Origin of the sequence: Subsaxibacter sp. CAU 1640 (assembly GCF_023156585.1) — a bacterium.
Taxonomy (GTDB): Bacteria; Bacteroidota; Bacteroidia; order Flavobacteriales; family Flavobacteriaceae; genus JBPOFM01.
The window spans coordinates 743,237-764,536 of sequence record NZ_JALNMI010000001.1; the positions used below are offsets into that span (position 1 = coordinate 743,237).

General features: G+C 38.5%; 16 protein-coding genes. 4 read left to right on the forward strand and 12 right to left on the reverse strand.

Annotation, left to right across the window (positions count from 1 at the left end):
* Positions 1-9: 9 nt before the first annotated feature.
* The gene (locus M0G43_RS03235) at positions 10-711 is read left to right on the forward strand and encodes a CoA transferase subunit A (RefSeq protein ID WP_248023477.1); all 702 of its coding nucleotides are present in this window, start codon (positions 10-12) and stop codon (positions 709-711) included.
* Positions 712-713: 2 nt separating this feature from the next.
* The gene (locus tag M0G43_RS03240; RefSeq protein WP_248023478.1) at positions 714-1,367 is read left to right on the forward strand and encodes a 3-oxoacid CoA-transferase subunit B; all 654 of its coding nucleotides are present in this window, start codon (positions 714-716) and stop codon (positions 1,365-1,367) included.
* Positions 1,368-1,849: 482 nt separating this feature from the next.
* Here M0G43_RS03240 and M0G43_RS03245 read toward each other — a convergent pair whose 3' ends face one another.
* On the reverse strand, positions 1,850-3,541 hold the full coding sequence (locus M0G43_RS03245; protein ID WP_248023479.1) for an ABC transporter ATP-binding protein: 1,692 nt from the start codon (positions 3,539-3,541) through the stop codon (positions 1,850-1,852).
* 422 nt (positions 3,542-3,963) lie between these two features.
* Here M0G43_RS03245 and M0G43_RS03250 point away from each other — a divergent pair, with 422 nt between their 5' ends.
* Positions 3,964-7,329 carry a GEVED domain-containing protein gene (locus M0G43_RS03250; RefSeq protein WP_248023480.1) on the forward strand — a complete coding sequence of 1,122 codons (3,366 nt, stop codon included), beginning with the start codon at positions 3,964-3,966 and terminating at the stop codon, positions 7,327-7,329.
* Positions 7,330-7,631: 302 nt separating this feature from the next.
* Positions 7,632-12,404 carry a reprolysin-like metallopeptidase gene (locus tag M0G43_RS03255; RefSeq protein WP_248023481.1) on the forward strand — a complete coding sequence of 1,591 codons (4,773 nt, stop codon included), beginning with the start codon at positions 7,632-7,634 and terminating at the stop codon, positions 12,402-12,404.
* A 49-nt stretch (positions 12,405-12,453) separates the two neighbouring features.
* Here M0G43_RS03255 and M0G43_RS03260 read toward each other — a convergent pair whose 3' ends face one another.
* From M0G43_RS03260 to hemE, 11 genes are all read right to left on the reverse strand, one after another.
* Entirely contained in the window at positions 12,454-13,164 is a 711-nt protein-coding gene (locus M0G43_RS03260; RefSeq protein ID WP_248023482.1) for a 3'-5' exonuclease, read from the reverse strand.
* Complete coding sequence (locus tag M0G43_RS03265) at positions 13,161-14,312, reverse strand: serine hydrolase domain-containing protein (RefSeq protein WP_248023483.1); 1,152 nt, start codon at positions 14,310-14,312, stop codon at positions 13,161-13,163. Before M0G43_RS03265 ends, M0G43_RS03260 begins: the two co-directional genes overlap by 4 nt.
* A gap of 126 nt (positions 14,313-14,438) precedes the next feature.
* Positions 14,439-14,912 (reverse strand): methylated-DNA--[protein]-cysteine S-methyltransferase, encoded by a 474-nt coding sequence (locus M0G43_RS03270; RefSeq protein ID WP_248023484.1) that lies wholly within the window; start codon positions 14,910-14,912, stop codon positions 14,439-14,441.
* The gene (locus M0G43_RS03275) at positions 14,912-16,018 is read right to left on the reverse strand and encodes a CNNM domain-containing protein (protein ID WP_248023485.1); all 1,107 of its coding nucleotides are present in this window, start codon (positions 16,016-16,018) and stop codon (positions 14,912-14,914) included. The genes M0G43_RS03270 and M0G43_RS03275 overlap by 1 nt, the downstream gene beginning before the upstream one ends.
* Before the next feature lie 79 nt (positions 16,019-16,097).
* On the reverse strand, positions 16,098-16,505 hold the full coding sequence (locus tag M0G43_RS03280) for an Lrp/AsnC family transcriptional regulator (protein WP_248023486.1): 408 nt from the start codon (positions 16,503-16,505) through the stop codon (positions 16,098-16,100).
* Positions 16,506-16,587: 82 nt separating this feature from the next.
* Entirely contained in the window at positions 16,588-17,574 is a 987-nt protein-coding gene (gene hemB / locus M0G43_RS03285) for a porphobilinogen synthase (protein WP_248023487.1), read from the reverse strand.
* Positions 17,575-17,603: 29 nt separating this feature from the next.
* Positions 17,604-17,963, reverse strand: a complete 360-nt coding sequence (locus M0G43_RS03290) for a four helix bundle protein (protein WP_248023489.1) — start codon at positions 17,961-17,963, stop codon at positions 17,604-17,606.
* A 28-nt stretch (positions 17,964-17,991) separates the two neighbouring features.
* A complete protein-coding gene (hemF, locus tag M0G43_RS03295) occupies positions 17,992-18,906 on the reverse strand; it encodes an oxygen-dependent coproporphyrinogen oxidase (protein WP_248023491.1) in 915 nt (304 codons plus the stop codon).
* Positions 18,896-19,435: a GNAT family N-acetyltransferase gene (locus M0G43_RS03300; RefSeq protein ID WP_248023492.1), complete on the reverse strand. Its 540-nt coding sequence runs from the start codon at positions 19,433-19,435 to the stop codon at positions 18,896-18,898. Before M0G43_RS03300 ends, hemF begins: the two co-directional genes overlap by 11 nt.
* Complete coding sequence (locus tag M0G43_RS03305; protein ID WP_248023493.1) at positions 19,425-20,186, reverse strand: EI24 domain-containing protein; 762 nt, start codon at positions 20,184-20,186, stop codon at positions 19,425-19,427. The genes M0G43_RS03300 and M0G43_RS03305 overlap by 11 nt, the downstream gene beginning before the upstream one ends.
* A 34-nt stretch (positions 20,187-20,220) precedes the next feature.
* Positions 20,221-21,255 (reverse strand): uroporphyrinogen decarboxylase, encoded by a 1,035-nt coding sequence (gene hemE / locus M0G43_RS03310; protein ID WP_248023800.1) that lies wholly within the window; start codon positions 21,253-21,255, stop codon positions 20,221-20,223.
* Positions 21,256-21,300 lie beyond the last annotated feature (45 nt).

The following is a 21,300-nucleotide window of genomic DNA, read 5'->3' on the forward strand; positions in this document are numbered from 1 at the left end:
AAGTGAAAGATGATCAATAAAAAAGTAGCCAATGTTACTGAAGCAATGAAGGGTGTTAAGGATGAGATGACACTTATGTTGGGTGGCTTTGGACTGTGTGGAATTCCCGAAAACGCTATCAATGAATTGGTAAAAATGAATGTTAAAGGTCTTACCTGTATCTCAAATAATGCTGGTGTAGATGATTTTGGACTTGGATTGTTACTTCAAAAGCATCAAATAAAGAAAATGATTTCCTCCTACGTAGGGGAGAACGATGAATTCGAACGACAAATGTTAAGTGGCGAGTTGGACGTGGAATTGGTGCCACAAGGAACTTTGGTGGAGCGTTGTAGAGCTGCCCAGTCTGGGTTTCCTGCGTTTTATACACCTGCAGGATTTGGCACTGAAGTAGCGGAAGGGAAGGAGACCAGAGAATTTAACGGTAAAATGTATGTGCTGGAAATGGCATTTGAAGCTGATTTTTCGTTCGTGAAGGCTTGGAAAGGCGATGAGGCAGGTAACTTGATTTTCAAGGGGACGGCAAGAAATTTTAATCCTGCGATGTGTGGCGCTGCTAAAATTACTGTTGCTGAAGTTGAAGAATTGGTGCCTGTTGGGACACTGGATCCAAACCAAATTCACATTCCAGGAATTTTTATCCAGCGTATTTTTCAAGGAGAAAAGTATGAAAAACGTATAGAGCAAAGAACAGTCAGAAAAAGAAATTAATTATGCTAGATAAAACAGGAATTGCCAAACGCATTGCAAAGGAAGTCAAAGATGGTTACTATGTAAATCTTGGAATTGGAATCCCAACGTTGGTAGCCAATTATGTAAGAGATGACATTGAAGTGGAGTTTCAAAGCGAGAATGGTGTTTTGGGCATGGGACCTTTTCCTTTTGAAGGAGAAGAAGATGCAGATATCATCAACGCGGGAAAACAGACGATTACAACGTTGCCAGGTGCTAGTTTTTTTGATTCTTCATTGAGTTTTTCAATGATTCGAGGGCAACACGTTCATTTGACAATATTGGGAGCAATGGAAGTTTCAGAAAATGGTGACATTGCCAACTGGAAAATTCCCGGTAAAATGGTCAAAGGAATGGGTGGCGCTATGGATTTAGTTGCCAGTGCAGAAAATATCATCGTAGCTATGATGCATACCAATCGAGAAGGCGATTCAAAGCTCTTGAAAAAATGTACCTTGCCATTAACTGGTGTAGGTTGTGTGAAAAAAATAGTAACAGACTTGGCTGTTTTGGAAGTTACCGATAATGGATTTAAACTGTTGGAGCGCGCTCCAGGAGTTTCTGTCGAAGAAATTCAGAAAGCTACAGAAGGTAAATTGGTTGTTGAAGGAGATGTTCCCGAAATGATACTATAGATATAAAATAAAAGTACTGACAATCCCCTCAAACTAAAATCTAGTTTGAGAGGATTTTTTTATGTCAAATTATAATTAACTGGTAAGAATACATTGGATGAAGCAACCAAATTATGTAAGAAAAAACTTCATAATGATTGCTAAATGTTAAATTATTATGTATTTCATCGATTTATAATGTATTTTGACTGATTTATTCAAAATTAATTTCATCTTTACAAAACCAAATCGAAACAACCGGATTTACCATAACCTAAATTTGTGATAAGCCCCAAATCTATCCTAAATTTAATCAAAGTAAAACTGAATCAACCAAAAACCTAATTTATGATTTGCCCCAAATCTATCGTAAATTTTGACTTATGAATGCAGCCCCAAATCTACCAAAACCTACTTCTTTTGAAAGCAAATTGTTCACAACCTTTCAAAATACTTTAAAATTGATGAAAGGCATTCTAATGCTCACCAAAAAAATATTCATGCTATAATCCTTTGGGAATAGCATGAATTAATTTTTTGGTATAATCGGTTTTTGGATTGCTATAAATCTCATCGGCATCAGCCATTTCTTCGATTTTTCCCTTGTTCATCACCACTAATTGATCTGACATGTATTTAACGACTGATAAATCGTGTGAGATAAATATGTAGGTAAAACCAAAATTCTCTTTCAAATCGTTCAGAAGATTCAACACTTGTGCCTGAACCGAAATATCCAATGCCGAAACCGATTCGTCACAGACTATCAATTTTGGTTGTAGGGCAATCGCTCTGGCAATACCGATGCGTTGACGCTGCCCGCCAGAAAATTCGTGAGGATATCTGTTAAAAGCGCTTTCATCCAAACCAACTTTTTGAAGTAAATCCAAGACCATCTGCTTTCTTTCATCATTAGAAACACCAATGTTATGCACTTCCATAGGCTCCATAATTGCCTTACCAACAGAAATTCTCGGATTTAACGAAGCATAAGGGTCCTGAAAAATGATCTGAATTTCTTTCCGAAGCTTCCGAATTTCAGATGAATTTAAATTAGTGATGTCCATTCCACGATATAAAATGGTGCCAGCCGTTGCTTTGTCAAGTTGAAGAATTGCATTGGAAAGTGTCGACTTTCCACAACCAGATTCACCTACCAATCCCAAGGTCTCGCCTTCGTAAAGTCTGAAACTTATATCATCAACAGCTTTAAAGGATGTGGATTTTCCGAACCAACCATAATTTGAAAGATATTCTTTTTCCAGATTGATGATTTCCAGCAAAGGAGATTTTGAATATAATTTTTGGTGAACTGCAGCGCGCTGCTGGTGTGAAATGATTTCAGAACGAGGTTTGTCTTCCATAAAATCTTTAATGGTTGGAAGACGATTGAGCCTTATGTCCAATGACGGTTTTGAACTTAAAAGGGCTTTGGTGTATATATGTTGAGGCTGGTGAAAAATGCTGTTTACAGAACCTTGTTCAACAATTGAACCTTTATACATTACCAAAACGCGGTCAGCGATTTCAGAGATTAAAGAAAGATCATGCGAAATGAATATGATGCTCATACCAGTTTCTACCTGCAAGTCTTTAAGCAAGGTCAAGATGTCTTTCTGGACAGTAACGTCTAAAGCAGTTGTTGGCTCGTCTGCAATCAAGATTTTTGGTTTGCATGCAATCGCCATTGCAATCATTACGCGTTGCTTTTGACCACCAGAGATTTGATGAGGATAGGCATTGTAAACTCGAACTGGTAATGGCAGTTTTACTTTTTCAAAAAGTGAAAGCGTTTCCTCTTTGGCTTGTTTTTTAGAAAGCGATGTATGTTGCAATAGAATTTCTTCAACCTGTCTTCCACATCGCATTGATGGATTCAAGGAACTCATAGGTTCTTGAAAGATCATTGAAATCGCGTTTCCTCTAATATGTTGAAACTCTTTTTGCTCAAGGGTAACCAAATTTGTGCCTTTAAATTCAACAGAACCACTTGTGATCTTTGATATTTTTTTTGGCAAAAGGCCTAAAATGGCAAGAGAAGAAACTGATTTTCCGGATCCTGATTCGCCAACAACACCAAGAATTTCATTTGGATATAAATCAAATGAAATATTATGTATTACCTCTTTCTCAATTCCTTCGGATAAAAATGAAATTGACAGGTCGTTAACAGCTAGAATTTTATCATTTGGCATAGTATAAAAGTAGTCAATTTCTTCAACAGTGACGAGGAAAAACCGTAAACTGAAATATTTTCACGAAAACGTTATCGTATTTATTAACAATATGGTTTAAATTCTAAAAATTCTGTTAAATTCGACTCCATTAACCCTTAAAATTAATAATAATTTAAATCGAAAAAACCATGACAAAAAATCTACTTTGTATCCTCATGTTTTTGAGTGTTACAGTGTCATTTTCGCAAAAAGCGAATTTTTGGCAAAAGTCCCAAGTCAACAGTTCCCGTGTAAAGGTTGACAAAAAAAATCTACCCCTAAATCAGACCTATAGTTTAAACATCGAGGGTCTAAAACAAGTGTTGGAATTAGCTCCTGAAAGGAGCTCAAATTCTAAATCGTCAAATGTTATTGTATCGTTTCCAAATCCCGATGGGCAAATGGAACGCTTCAGAATCATCGAGGCTTCCGTAATGGATGCTGAACTTCAGGCAAGATATCCTGAAATTAGATCATATGCTGGGCAAGGGGTCGACGATCCTACTGCTGTGATTCGCTTTAGCATTTCTCCATTGGGTTTTCAAAGTATGAGGTTGTCAGCTAATCAGCCAGCTTCGTTCATTGAACCAATAACTCAAGATTTGACAAGTTACTCTGTTTATAAAAGAGCCGATATTAGAACTGCTTATAATGATTTTGAGTGTAAAGTAACCGATGTTATGAACAAGAACATTAATGGTGTAGCTATGCGAAATGCAGATGATGGTGTGTTGAGACGTTACCGATTGGCAATGTCGGTTACTGGAGAATACACACAATATTTCGGTGGAACCAAAGCTTTGGCTCTTTCAGCGATTAATGCCACTATGACTCGTGTTAACGGTGTATTTGAAAATGATTTCAATGTAACAATGGTGCTTATTTCAAATACAGATGCAGTTATTTATACAAGTGCCAGTTCTGATCCATATAGTTCAAATGATTCTCAATGGAACAGTCAGTTGCAAAGCACTTTGAATAGCGTTATCGGCAATTCCAACTATGACATCGGACATTTGATGGGTGCAACCGGTAATAATGGAAACGCCGGTTGTATTGGCTGCGTTTGTGTAACTAATCAAAAAGGTAGCGGCTATACTACCAGTACTGTTCCAACAGGAGATAATTTCGATATTGATTTTGTGGCACACGAAATGGGACATCAGTTTGGTGCAAACCACACTTGGACGTTCAATGGAAACGAAGGCACCGACGTGCAAATGGAGCCTGGTTCGGGATCAACTATTATGGGCTATGCAGGTATCACTGGAGCAACGTACGATGTTCAAGCTCACAGTGACCCTTACTTCCATGCAATATCTATAGAGCAAGTAACTGATTATGTAAAAACTACTAGTTGCCAAACAAACATTAGCACAGGTAATGCAGCACCAACAGCAAATGCTGGTTCTAATTACACAATACCTAAAGGAACACCTTTTGTGCTAACAGGGTCTGGTTCTGATGCCAATTCTAGTGACGTTCTAACCTATTGTTGGGAACAAATTGATGAGAATAATGCCGTTACAAAATTGCCAAGCACCACTGCCACTGCTGGTGTGGCCTTTAGATCTTATTCGCCTTCAACAGATACTAAACGTTATTTTCCAAATCTGGCAACCATAAAGGCAGGTGCAACTTCATGGAAATGGGAAGCCGTGCCAAATGTTGCAAGGACGTTGAATTTTAGATTGACTGTTCGTGATAACAAAGCCGGTGGGGCTAGCAACAAAAGTGATGATACTGTAATCACTGTTAATGGAACTGCAGGGCCTTTTGTAGTTAATTCACCAAACACTAACGTGACTTGGAATGCTGGAACTACGCAAACGGTTACTTGGAGTGTTGCTGGAACCACTGGAAATGGCGTGAATGCTGCCAATGTAGATATTCTTTTATCGACAGATGGCGGAAACACATATCCAATCACTATTCTTGCAAATACTCCAAATGACGGTTCACAAGCCATTACAGTTCCCAACAATCCGGGAAGTCAAAACCGCATAATGGTTAAAGGCTCTAACCACATCTTTTTTGACATTTCAAATACCAATTTTACAATTGGCGGAGCGGTCTCTTGTACAGCTACAGTTCCAACAGGGTTGTCGGCCTCTAATATTGGCTCATCAACGGCTACTTTAAATTGGAATTCGGTAACAGGTGCAACCTACGATTTACAGTATCGCATTGTTGGAACATCAACTTGGACAACAGTTGCTGTCACTGGAACTTCTACTAATTTGACGGGGCTAACAGCATCAACACAATATGAAGCACAAGTAAGAAGCAAATGTTCTGGAGGAAGCAATTCGGCTTACAGTAGTTCTGTAAATTTCACTACTACAGCCGTTCAATTGAATTATTGTACCTCTGCAAGTACCAATACCAATGACGAGTATATTGGTAGGGTTCAGCTAAACACTATCAACAATCCTTCTGGCGCTCAATTCTATTCAGATTTTACGTCTATTTCGACTAATTTATCGAAAGGAACTCAATACACCATCACATTAACACCTACTTGGACGGGAACGGTTTATAATGAAGGTTATTCGGTTTGGATTGATTATAACAGAGATGGTGATTTTGATGATTCAGGTGAACAAGTTTGGACAAGAGCTGCAACCAATACAACACCAGTAAGTGGAAGTTTCACAGTGCCTACAGGTGCTACAACAGGTGCAACTCGAATGAGAGTTTCAATGAAATACAACGCCATTCCAACAGCTTGTGAAACATTTCAGTATGGCGAAGTTGAAGATTATACTGTTAACATCCAAGGAGCAGCGCCTGACACTACAGCGCCGTCAACACCAACCAATTTAACCGCAAGTGGAACAACCCAGACCACCACAAATTTGTCTTGGACGGCTTCCACTGATAACGTAGCCGTGACAGGATACGACGTGTATCAGGCTTCTACTGTAATAGCGACCGTGACTGGTACAACTTACCAAGTAACAGGTTTGTCACCAAATACAGCTTATTCATTCAGGGTAAGAGCAAAAGATGCAGCAGGCAATATTTCCGGATATAGCAACACAGTAAACGTTACCACATTGTCTAATTCGGTCACCTATTGCACTTCTCAAGGAAACAATACAAATGATGAATATATTGATAGAGTACAACTGGGAAGCATCAATAATTTATCAGGAAATAATGGAGGCTATGGCAATTTTACAAATCTATCAACAACTCTTATAAAAGGAACAAGCAACTCCATTACCATTACACCAAGATGGACTGGCACAGTTTATAATGAAGCTTATCGGGTTTGGATTGATTACAACCAAGATGGTGATTTCAATGATTCAGGTGAGCAAGTTTATAACAGAACAAGAACCACTGCCACTCCGATTTCAGGAAGTTTTACCGTGCCAACTTCGGCATTAAATGGAGCTACAAGAATGCGTGTCTCTATGAAGTACAATGCTTCTCCAACATCTTGTGAAACATTCACTTATGGTGAAGTTGAAGATTACACTGTCGTAATTTCGTCCTCTGCAAGAGAAGAGGTTGAAGGCGTTATTTTGGCTAGTACAGAATTTTCAGTATATCCGAACCCTGTTAAAGGTTCTCAACTGAACTTGAAAGTTCAAGGAATTGAACCAAACCAAGTTACAATCTTTAACGCTTTAGGACAAGTAGTTGCAAAGCAAGTTTTCAGTAATGCATTAGACGTTTCTAATTTACAGGGAGGAATCTATGTGATTGAAATAAGCGATGACAATCAAAAATTGACAAAGCGATTTATAAAGCAATAAGTTAGGCTACTTCAGATTAATTTTAAAAGTCCAGATATTATGTCTGGACTTTTTTATTTAAAATATCGAATAATATGTTGACGATCATAATCTTCATTTAAAATTGAAATATCATGGTTGTTCATCTATAATTTTAAGTTTTTATGACAAACTTTCTCAAATTTTATTACTATTGTAAATAGACTAATAGCAATTTTTGTTAAAAGCCCCTAGTTATGAAGAACATTACTACATTTTTCGCCATTTTTTTGATTGGCAATTGCTTGTTTTCTCAAAATAATTTTTGGAAAAACTCAAGCTCAATGCCTACTAATACAACATTTAAACAGAGAGTTTCAACACCAACCAAGTATAGAACTGTTGTTTTAGACACAGAGACCTTTCTTGATTATGCTAATGGTGCTAATGGTAGATTCAGTGATAATGCAGTATCAAATTTGATCATTACCTTGCCACTTCCGAATGGTCAAAACGAAACATTTACTCTTGAAGATTCTGAATTAATGCATCCAGAATTAGCAGCAAAATTCCCTCAATTAAAAACCTATTCAGGTAAAGGGCTTACCGACAAAACGGCAATTTTAAGACTTACGTATTCGCCATATTTCGGCTTGAGTGGGATGATTTTATCTGGCAAGCATAGTACGGTTTATATAGATCCAATCACTATTGACAATCGCTATTACATGTCTTACTACCGTAATGATTTACCACAATCCATGATAGATTTTGAATGCTCAACCGAAGACACCATTTTAAATCGTGTTGAAGATTCAAATAATAATAGCGAACGAGTTGCAGCGTTGGGAGATTGTAACTTAAGACGTTATCGTTTGGCACAATCGTGTACTGGAGAATATGCGCAATATCACATTTCTCAAGCAGGTGGAACAACTGGTACGACAGTTGGAGATAAGGCCATTGTACAAGCCGCAATGAATGTGACCATGAACCGTGTAAACGGTATTTATGAAAGAGATTTGGGCATAACCATGCAGTTTGTACCAAATAATGATTTAATCATTTATCTAAACGCATCCACAGACCCATGGACAAATGAATGGAACACTAGAACAGCTCAAACAATTGATTCTCAAATAGGAGTTGCAAACTATGATATTGGGCACAATTTCAATACAACTGGCGGGGGGAATGCTGGGTGTATTGACTGTGTTTGTCTAGCAGTAAGCCAAAGTGGAACACATAAAGGGAGAGGATATACAGGTCGTTCAGCACCCATTGGAGATCCCTTTGATATTGATTATGTGGCTCATGAAATGGGACATCAGTTTGGTGGCTATCATGTGCAAAGTAGTTCGAATTGTCGATCCGGAAGTGGTTCTTCTGAAGTTGAGGTGGGAAGTGGCAGTACCATCATGGGTTATGCAGGAATATGCAATCCGAATGTCCAAAGTAACAGTGATGACTATTTTGCCTATGTGAATATACGAGACATAGTGACATCTATTAACTTTGGTAACGGAAGTAGTTGTGCACAACTAATTTCTTCAGGAAATGGTGGGCCAAATGCAAATGCTGGGTTGGATTATTCAATACCTATTTCAACACCTTTTAGGTTAGAAGGAACAGCATCAGATCCTGACGATTCAGGTTTAACCTATTGTTGGGAACAGAATGATCCAGAAAACCCAAGTTCTTCTGGAGCTCCTACTTCTACAAGGACTGTTGGCCCAATGTTTCGCTCTTTGCAGCCTGTGGCTGTACCTCATCGCTATATTCCAAACATTAATGCGATAGTTAACAATACTACACCAACTTTCGAAGTACTACCTTCAATATCAAGAAGTATGGATTTCTCATTTATCGTTAGGGATAATAATACAAATTCAGGGTGTACGGCAAGTGATTTAATGACTGTTACAACTGTGGCCGCTGCTGGACCATTCGTGGTGACTTCTCCTAATACAAACGTTACTTGGAATGCTGGCTCTCTTCAAAATATTACTTGGAATGTCGCTGGAACTACTGCGGCGCCCATCAGTTGTACAAATGTTGATATCTATCTTTCTACTGACGGTGGTTTCACTTACCCAATAACAATAGCTACAAATACACCAAATGATGGTTCAGAACAATTAGTGATTCCGAATAATCCTGGAAGTCAATGTAGAATCATGGTAAAAGCTTCCAATAATATATTCTTTGACATATCCAACTCAAACTTCACGATTGGACCTCCAACACCTTGTACCTCCACCGTTCCAACTGGATTGACCGCCTCAAATGTGGCAATCAATTCAGCAACTTTAAGTTGGAATCAAGTTTCGGGAGCCACTTATGATTTGAGATATAGGATTATAGGAAACTCAACATGGATAACCCTTTCTGTGTCGGCATTAACAACAAATTTGACAGGGCTTAATCCGTCTACAAATTATGAAGCACAAGTTAGAAGCAAATGCAGCGGTGGCTCAAATTCCTCATATTCTGCATCATTGAATTTCACAACATTAGCGATACCTGCATGTACGGGTGCACAAATAGCAACCTATCCATATTTAGAAACATTCAATTCTGGAATTGGAGCATGGACACAAGGAACAGGAGATAACAGTAATTGGACCTTGGATGCAAACGGAACACCAACAGCAAATACCGGGCCTTCTAATGACATTACGGGTGGCGGTAATTATCTTTACTTTGAGGCGAATGGTTTTTCTTCGGGTAATACTGCCATTCTCATCAGTCCATGTTATGATCTATCAAGTCTTTCTACCGCGTACTTCTCTTTTTATTATCATATGTATGGGAATTCCATGGGAACTTTAAACTTGGAAATCACTACGGACAACGGTGGCAGTTGGACTAATGTATTTACACGTTCTGGTAATCAGGGAAATGTGTGGAATATTGAAAATATCAATTTAAATGGTTATTTAGGTCAAACAGTCAAATTCAGATTTATAGGTGTTAGAGGAACGGGTAATACCAGTGATATGGCTATTGACCATATTGGCCTTTCGACTCAAGCCAATGTTGTTTATTGCAATTCTAATGGCAACAATACTGCAGATGAGTATATTGGAAGGGTTCAATTGAATACTCTTGACAACAATAATTCCGGACCAGGCACCACAAGTACAGGATACTCTAATTTTACATCAAATGGTACTTTGACAACTAATTTGATTCAAGGAACTCAATACACAATAACAATTACACCTGTTTGGACCGGAACTGTTTATCCTGAAGGTTATGGTGTTTGGATTGATTATAATAAAGACGGAGATTTTAATGATAGTGGCGAACAGGTATGGACACAGTCCGCATCAACGGCATCTCCAGTCTCCGGCACTTTCGTAATACCTACTAATACCAGCTATGGATCAACAAGAATGCGAGTGTCTCTTAAATATAATGGTACGCCTTCATCCTGTGAATCATTTGCATATGGTGAAGTTGAAGATTATACGGTCAATCTATCTTATAATGGCTTGTTGTTTACAAATAATGCTTGGACACCAAATGCTCCGTCGGCTTCAACTTCGGCATTGAATGCCTTGGTATTGGATGGTACTTTTAATTTGAATAGCCCTATTGCGTTGAATAATCTTACCATTAACAATGGTGCAACGATGAACGTTCAGCCAGGACAATCGGTTGAATTGAATGGAAATTTGACAAGCAACGGGAATTTTATCCTGAATTCAAGTTCGACTCAATATTCAAGCTTAATTCCGAATGGAACGGTATCGGGAAATGTCGCCTATCGTCGTCACGTTAATATCAACCAATCTTCTGGAGGGAATGATTTAATCTCTGCACCTTTAATAGGTCAGACATTTGGAGATTTTGCTGCTGCTAATTCAAATATTGTTTCGAACCCAAATAACGCAACCGAAAAGTTGTTTGGTCATTTCGATAAATCAACAGGAACTTACCTTACTTATGATACAGCCATTCCTGCTGAAGCTTCTACGGTGTTGAGTGCAGGAATTGGATATCGCGCAGCCTCTACAGATGATGGCACTTTTGAATTTGTAGGAACGGTCAGTACAAGTGTGGTCAATTCCGCAATTTCGAATAGCGGACCAGCTTTTGCTCCTTGGAATTTAATAGGAAACCCATATCCTTCATATATCAAACTTTCTGACTTTTTGAATGCAAATATCAGTGAGTTTTTACCAACAAGTGCCGCAATCTATGGCTATGATGGTAATGCGGCTGACGGTTGGAAAATTATGAACCTTGCATATTCATTAGCAAACCCTAATACTATCATAACACCTGGGCAAGGCTTTTTGGTAACGTCAAAAGTAGGTGGTGGTACTATGGTTTTCAATCCGAGCTTTAGAACAATTGCTTCAGGAAATGCCATTCTTGATGATGATTTTATCGAAGGAAGGGAAGTTGATAGCGGTACTATTAGTTATTTGAGCTTGACAATGAGTACAGCTTCAAACAGTTCCAAGACAGATTTTTACTTTACAGACAATGCTTCAAGAAGTCTTGATATAGGTTATGATGCCAACGTTTTTAATGGTGTAGCGCCAAATTATGCTATCTATTCTCACTTGGTAGAGGACAGCGTAGGTAACGACCTTGCCATTCAATCGGTAAGTTTTAACGATGTGAATGAAAGTTTGATTATTCCTTTGGGCGTGAATGCTAGCCAAGGACAGCAAATTTCAATTGGGATACAAGAGAATACATTGCCAAGCGATGTTGATGTGTATCTCGAAGACCAGTTGACCAATACATTTACCTTGTTGAATACAAATGAATATAGTTTTACAGCGAATAACAATCTGTTGGGAATAGGAAGATTCTATTTGAGGTTTGGAGCTTCCACACTTGGTAATGCAGAAAATAATTTAGAAGAATTGCTTATTTATGCGACCTCTTCACCAAAGCAAATCATTATTAAAGGAATGCTTTCTGAAAGCACGAAAGCGATTGTTTATGACATTCAAGGAAGACAGATGTTGTCGACTTCTCTAGTAGAAAACGTGATGGTTCAAAATATTGATGTGAATAGCTTGAGTTCAGGAGTATATATCGTGAAGATTCAAGGCAAAACCACCAATATTAGTCGAAAGATTGTAGTCAAGTAAAAATTTTCAAACACTAAAAAAGGTCCAGATATAATGTCTGGACCTTTTTTTAAATATGCTTGATGTCGCTTTCATCTAAAATGTCATCGCCTCGCAGCCTTAAAAAGATTTGTGCAACGGCAATAGTGTCTTTTTCGCAATAAGTGATGATGCGGTCAATGTCTTGTTCCTCATAATAAACTCTGGCCACATCACTACCGTCGATATCATCTTTAGGAGATGGAATGTTGAGGACGTTGGTCAAAAGTTTTAAGGATGTATAGGTTTTATAATCTCCGAATTTCCAAAGTTCCAAAGTGTCAAGATGAGGTACTTCCCAAGGTTTTTTGCCAAACAAATTGAGTTTGTAAGGCAGCTCGATATTATGGATAATCATTCGTCTGGCAATGTATGGAAAATCAAATTCCTTTCCATTATGGGCGCACAGTAAGTGTTTTGCTTGACTGAAATGTGACAGCAACAAATTTTTGAAGTCCTTTAATATTTTGATTTCTTCACCGTAAAACGACGTGACTCGAAATGTTCTGATATCACCCTGAATATTAAAATAACCCACAGAAATACAAACAATTTTACCAAACTCCGCCCATATACCAGCGCGCTCATAGAACACTTCTGCAGATACGTCGCCACGTTGATATTGAGATTTCAATTCCCAAAGTTGTTGTTTCGTTTCATCCAACTCCGAGAAGCGCTGTGTTTCAGGAACGGTTTCAATGTCTAGAAACAGAATGTCCTCGAGATTTAATTTGGAAATCATTGTGCCATCATTTTATAAGCTTCATCAATATAAACAGAAATATCATTTGTGAAGGAAGCAACAGCATCACCAGCACCTTTGGAATGTCCTAAACGAACGATAATCACATTATCATCTGGCTCAACAATGACGTATTGCCCTAAATGACCACGCATCATAAAGAAACGCTTATCACCAGCGTCTTTTAACCACCAGCCATAACCATATTGCGGGCTTTCGGCAAAGCGAGGCGTCACCATTTTAGCGACGTGTGTGGAGTCTAAAATCTGTTTACCATTCCATTTACCGTGGTCTTTAAAAAGTTTTCCAAAGCGCGCAAAATCTTTTGCGTTACTGGCAATGCAGCAATAAGCTTTCACTAAATCGTGGTCATCACTGTCCACTTGCCACAGCGTGGAATTCTCGCTTCCCAATGGTTTCCAAAAAGATTCAGAAAGGTAATTGTAAAGTTTTTTGCCTGTTGCTTTTTCTATCACCATAGCCAATAATTGTGTGTCACCACTGGCATATTTCCATTTTGTTCCAGGTTGTTCAACAACCTTAAGTCCTAAAATGACTTTTTCCAAGTCATCATCAAAATAGGCTCGTGTGGTAATGGAAAAAGGCGAATAATAAGCTTCATCCCAGTTGGTGCCAGAAGCCATAGACGATAAATCTCCAACCGTCATTTTAGCAGCCAAGCCTTCGCTGAATTCTGGAAAAAAGTCTCCCACTGGCTGGTCTAGGCTTTTGATATATCCTTCCTCGATGGCTTTGAACATCAATCCGGATACATAACTTTTTGCCATTGAAAAGGAGTTGGATTTTGAATCCTCGCCAAAGCCATCATAATAGTTTTCAAACCAAATACTATCGTTTTTGATGATGACGTAAGCGATGGTTCCGTTTGATTTATTGATGTTTTGAAGCGCATCGGTTGCCTTTACTGAATTGTAATTTTTATGGTTTGGCCAAGGTTGTGGAGTGGCATTTGCAATGGTTGCATTGTCAAAATGTTTGTAATCTTCTAAATAGGCTGTTGTATGGCCTTTCATATAGATGGTCCGAACTGCTTTAATTAAATAATCGGTGTCGGTTATGTAAAGGGTTGCCACGAGAAGTACAACAATAATCAGAAGCCATTTAAGGAACTTTTTCAGGAACTTCATAATAGGAGTTTAGTTGAATAAATATAGTAAATAATTGTGTTAGCGATTGAAGCGGCATCCTTTTTTGAAAAAAAAGATATAGCGAAAAGCGCGACGGTTTTTTAATAAAAACCGAACACCATAATATTAAAAAAGTGTTTGCTGCTTGTAAGGACTCTCGTGCTCCAAAAGGCATTGTTTGCGATGCAAACCACCCGCATAACCTGTTAAACTTCCGTCGGAACCAATAACGCGATGGCAAGGTACTACAATCCAAAGCGGATTTTTACCATTGGCATTGGCAACCGCTCGTATGGCTTTTTCGTCGCCAAGTTGTTTTGAAAGTTCTAGATATGAAAGACTTTTTCCGTAGGGAATGGTTTGCAATTGCTCCCAAACCTTCTTCTGGAAAGAAGTGCCATTTGGATTGAGCTGAAGGTCGAAATGTTTGCGAGAACCTTCAAAATATTCCTGAAGTTGATATACGCAGTCTTGCAAAACTTCTGGAATGATATCGGTTTCTGTCTCTTCTGAATTAAGTATGCTTATTGCAGAAATGCCGTTCTCATCACCGCTTATCTTGGTGTAGCCTAGAGGTGATTTGATAATGCACGCTTCCATTAGTCCTCTACGTCAGATTCAGGAGTATTTGGCTTTAAATCTGATTCGTCTTTAATCATTCCTAAACGTTTGGCACGTCTTTCCCAACTTTTTCGAGCTTGGTGCTGCAGGTCTTCCACATTGTCACTCTCATCCATGATTTCGAGGCCCAAAAGTGTTTCTATAACATCTTCCATCGTTACCAGCCCTGATACAGTACCGTATTCATCAACTACGATTGCCATATGATTTTTGCTCTCAACCAATTTTTCAAAAAGAGTAGGAATAGGTACTTTTCGCTCTACCAATATGATGTCCCTTCTTATGTCTGCCAATGTTCTATCGTCATGGTCCAGTGCCATTTCTTTGTAAACATCATCCTTCAGAACCAAACCTGTAATGTTATCGGGATTACCAGAATAAATGGGAATGCGTGACACCCTTAAGTTTTGATTTTCGTCAAAAAAAGCCTTGATGGATTTTTTTTCATCTTCAGAGAGCATTATTGTCCTGGGAGTCATAATGTCTTTGGCTAAAATCTTTTTGAAATTGATAAGGTTTTTAATGACTTTACTTTCAGATTCTTGAAACACACCTTCTTCGTGGGCAATATCTGCCATTGCCAAGAAACTGTCCCTACTGACCGTACTAACATGTGCGTTCTTACCACCAATAAGTCTGGTGGTCAATTGTAATACCCAAAGGATGCCAGAATATTTTAAAGGAAAAATCAAAACATTCAATGCTTTGGAAGTAAAATTTGCAAGATTTTTCCAGTAAGTGGCTCCAATGGTTTTCGGAATAATTTCTGATAGGACCAAAATCAAGAATGTCATAACCGCAGATACAATCATAATGGCATTATCACCATTTCCAAAGACCTTTTCTGCCTGAACCCCGACCAAAATGGCTCCAACGGTGTGGGCGATGGTATTTAGAGTTAGAATTGCAATGAGAGGTTTGTCAACGTCCTTTTTTAAGGCTTCCAATGCTTCAGCATAGTGTTTGCCTTCTTTCTTTTTTACATTGATAAAAGTTGGTGTCACACTTAATAAAACCGCTTCCAATATAGAGCACAAAAAGGAAAAGAAAATAGATATTAGGGCATAAAATATAAGGAGGGTCATCTTTTACAATTTGATGCTAATTTAATGAATATTATATTGAATGTTGTTGAAGGATTAAAAGTTTTGACATTAATAAAGGCTAACTTTCTAATATAATGCTTGTGTTTGGAATTCCATATTGAGAGATACGCTCAATAAAAGTCACGAGGTTTTTATTGTTTTTGAAGTAACCCAAGATACAGAGGCTGTCCTCGCCAGTGATGCGGTCGCAGCGATGCACTTCATCTAAATGGATGATTTGATTGTAGGCGGTGCGCACAGTGCTCGATTGATGTATTTTTAGGTTGATATAGCCCTTGACATTGGTGCCTAGCTTCTCGTGATTGAGTTTTAGAGAATAGCCAAGAATGATGCCTTTTTCTTCCAATTGCTTTACTCTTTTGCCAACCGCAGGCGCAGAAAGTTCAACGGATTTGCCGATGGTTGCGAACGGTTCTCGGGCATTCTGACGCAACATTTCAATAATTTTTCTATCTATATCGTCCATTTTGAATCGTACCTATTAAATTCAATATTAGTTAATTATGTAACTAAAAATAAGAAATTAATTCCGATTCAAATCAGAAATTCTATAAAAGTTTCACAACATCTTTTGCAAAATAACTCGCGATAATATCTGCGCCTGCACGTTTGATGGCTGTTACCTGTTCCATCATCACGGCATCGTGGTCGAGCCATCCTTTTTCGGCAGCCGCCTTCAGCATCGCGTACTCACCAGAAACTTGATAGACCGCCACCGGAACATCAACAGCATTTTTGATTTCTCGAACAATATCCAAATAACACAAACCTGGCTTTACCATCACGATATCTGCACCTTCGTCAATGTCCATTTCGGTTTCTCGAATGGCTTCGATGCGATTCGCATAATCCATTTGATAGGTTTTTTTGTCTTTGGGAATGTCTTTCATATCGACTGGCGCCGAATCCAAAGCATCACGAAAAGGTCCATAAAATGCCGAAGCATATTTGGCAGAATAGCTCATAATCCCTGTATTGATATACCCTTCCTCTTCCAAAGCTTCTCGAATGGTCAGAATTCGGCCATCCATCATATCACTTGGTGCCACAAAATCGGCACCAGCTTTTGCGTGCGACAAACTCATTTCTGCCAAAATATTCGCTGTCTCGTCATTAACTATCAATCCGTTTTGAATAATGCCATCGTGTCCGTAAGACGAATAAGGGTCTAAAGCCACATCTGTCATCACCAACATATCAGGGCAGGCATTTTTCACGGTCTTGATGGCGCGCTGCATCAATCCATTAGGATTTAAAGCTTCGGTGCCTTTGTTGTCTTTGAGATTGTCAGGTACTTTTACGAACAATAACACCGACTTCAACCCAAGGTTCCAAAGTTCCTTGACTTCCTTTTCCAATAAATCGAGACTATATCGGAAATAATTGGGCATAGAAGCGATTTCTTCCTTTACGTTTTTGCCTTCCACCACAAACAATGGCACTAAAAAATCGTTTGGCGTAATGATAGTTTCCCTGACCAAAGAGCGAATGCTTTCGTTGGTGCGTAGGCGACGGTTTCTTCTGTATGGATACATAATTTTAGTTTACTGTTTACGGTTCACAGTTATAAGGTTTCAGAGATTTTCTTTATTAAGGATGCTAGCATTTTTTTAATTTCGATAATTTGAGATGATAATTTTTCATACTTAAATTCATCAATATATTTTAAATCTTTGGAGACCAAAATGAGATATTCCATTTCGTGGGCAGAACCCGATGCGATGTAAAGAAAGCGAATTAATTCTTTTTGAGTCTCTCTACCACAACCTTCAGCAATATTAGTAGGAATAGAAATCACAGATCTGTTTATTTGTGATATCAGATTGAACTGTTCTTTTTTAGGAAAATTTTCAGTTAATGAATATAGCTCTAGCACAAGTAGATGTGCTTTTTGCCAAACCTTATATTTCCTGTAATCAATCATTTTCTAAAGATTTTTGTTCTGTAAACAGTTAACCGTTAACTGCCAACCAATTTATAGGCTTTCTCAACACTTCAATCAACTTTTCCTCTTCACTCCCTTTTTCAGGTTGATGGTCGTATCTCCATTGCACGTGAGGAGGCAAACTCATCAATATGCTTTCGATGCGTCCATTGGTTTTGAGTCCGAACAAGGTGCCTTTATCGTGCACCAAATTGAATTCCACATAACGTCCACGACGGATTTCTTGCCAGTCTCTTTGTTCTTTTGAATACGATACATCTTTTCGTTTTTCCACAATCGGGACATAACATTCCAAGAAACTGTTGCCAACTTCCGTTACAAAAGCATACCATTGCTCCATCGACATCTCGTCGTTTGCTTTACAATAGTCGAAAAACAAACCACCAATACCGCGAGCTTCGTTGCGATGGGCATTCCAAAAGTAGTCATCGCATTTTTGCTTGTAGTCTTTATAAAAATCTGGATGATGCTTATCGCAAGCCGTTTTACAAACTTGGTGAAAATGTTTGGCATCTTCTTCAAACAGATAATAAGGCGTTAAATCTTGTCCGCCACCGAACCAGGAATCGACAATGGTTCCATTTTTATCATACATTTCGAAATAGCGCCAATTAGCGTGAACCGTTGGCACCATCGGGTTCTTCGGATGGAGCACCAAACTCAAACCGCAAGCAAAAAAATCAGCATCCTTCACTCCAAAATACTGTTGCATACTTTGCGGAAGTTCGCCGTGAACTGCAGAAATATTGACACCACCTTTTTCGAAGACAGCGCCATTTTCTATCACTCTTGTGCGTCCGCCACCGCCTTCAGGACGTTTCCAAAGGTCTTCCTTGAAAGTTGCTTCACCATCAATTTCCTCCAATTTTGAAGTGATTTGATTCTGCAGATTTTGAATATATTGATAGAATTTATCTTTCATTTGTCAATTCGTAAAGTTCCATATCTAATGGAGATTCATTTAAGGGCGTAAACTCTTTCGGCAAGGTTTCTTTCCAGACAAATCCAGAATTCAAGGCAACGTTCACACTGCTTAAATTGCTTTTGTGGGAAATGATTTGAAGCGTTTTTAAACCCAATTCTTCAATGGCATATTGAGACGTCGCTTTGATGGCTTCGCTCATCAACCCCTTTCCTTTGGCACGTTTTCCGATACAATAAGCAAATTCACCTTGTTTTGCGTCCCAATCGATATTTTTAAGAATCACTAAACCAATAATGTTGATGGCATATCGGTCTTTTATTGTAAATACAAACTCCGATTTAGCTTCTGCAGTTGCCATTTTCCCTTTGATATAGCTTCGTGTACTCTCTAGAGTGCGATTGGCAGCGAGGGTTTTTGGCAAAAATCGAATGAAACGTTCGGTATTGGAAACCAGCAACTTGTTCAGTTGTAGCGCATCATCTGGTTTGAGGTGTTGAATGCATATTTGATTTGAACTATGCACCATGGATTTTAAGTTTATTCTCGGCCTTCAAAAGCGCAACCGTTTCAGTGGATGCGGCTGTGACGGATAGTGGCAACACCAAAATAAATCCAATCACAGGTATCAACAAAAACAGAATAAAAACAATACCATTTCCAATGGCCAAACCTCTGTGTTGCTTCACAAATTTGATGCTTTCACTGTAGCTAAAATGACGTTCGAGCGTGTAGTCCATATTTCCAAATCCTGCGTAGTAACCTTGAGTCAAAATCAACAAAATGGTAGAAACAAATCCTAAAATCGGAATAAAGCCAATAATCAATATGGGAATCGTCAGTAATATTTCCATTCCTAAATTTCTCATATTGATGCGAATGCCTCGCCACAGTTGTTCCGAAAAACTTGTCTTTCTAAATTCGTGATGATTAACTCCCAATAAATGCGCTTCGATTTTTTCTGAAACAGGACTCATAAAAGGAGCCGACAGCGCCATCACGACGTGTTTGTAAATGATAATTCCAACAAGTAGAATCAGGATGCCGCTCAATATTTTACTTAAGAAAAAGAACGTCTCTTTTCCCCAATCCCAAATCCAAAGTTTTGAGAAATAGTAGCCAAAATCATCTGCAAAGGTATAAGCTGAAACCAATACGATAGTGGCAACCACAATGCTAATAAGAATAGGAATGCCGAAATATTTCCAAAGACCAAGTTTAGAAATCATTCCAATGCTTCCTGCATATGCTTTTATCCCTTTGAAAATGTTACGAATCATATGCTGATTTGTGATGTGATATGATGATTTGTCTTTATTTGTTTTGAACTGGATACTCTTTCACAGCATCAATAAACGCCTTGGCATTGTCCAACGGAATATTTGGTAAAATCCCGTGACCTAAATTTACGATATATTTGTCTTTGCCAAATTCATTAATCATCTGATGTACCATCTTTTTGATTTCTGAAGGAGGCGAAAATAATCTCGAAGGGTCAAAATTTCCTTGAAGAGTGATGTTTCCACCTGTCAAATAGCGAGCATTTCTTGCGGAGCAAGTCCAATCGATACCTAAAGCCGAAGCGTTGGATTTTGCCATATCGTGCAAAGCAAACCAGCAACCTTTTCCGAACGCAATCACTGGAGCATCATCTTTTAGGGCCTCGATAATCTGGTTGATGTATTGCCAAGAAAACTCTTGATAATCCGTCGGAGACAACATTCCTCCCCAAGAATCGAATATTTGAACAGCATCGCAACCAGCAGCTACTTTTGCTTTTAGATAAGCAATTGTGGTATCTGTAATTTTTTGTAATAGTTGATGTGCCGCTACAGTGTTTGTAAAACAAAATTCTTTGGCTTTGTCAAAGTTTTTACTGCCTTGACCTTGCACACAATAGCATAAAATTGTCCAAGGAGAACCAGCAAAACCAATCAAAGGGACTTCATCATTGAGCAATTCCTTGGTGGCCTTAATCGCTTGCATCACATAATTCAATTCGACATTCACATCAGGAATGATGACATTGTCGACATCTTTTTGGTTGCGAACCGGATTTGGCAAATAAGGACCAAAGTTTGGTTTCATTTCCACTTCAATGTTCATCGCTTGTGGAATGACCAAAATATCGCTGAATAAAATAGCAGCGTCCATACCATAACGTCTGATGGGTTGTACAGTGATTTCACTAGCCAATTCTGGCGTTCTACAACGCGTAAAAAAGTCGTATTTGGCTTTTATTTCTTGAAACTCGGGCAAATATCTACCGGCTTGACGCATCATCCATACAGGAGGACGTTCCACAGTTTCGCCTTTTAGGGCTCTTAAGTATAAATCGTTCTTTAACATCATTTTTGTCATTCCCTCCAAGGAGGGAATCTTATTAAATTAAAC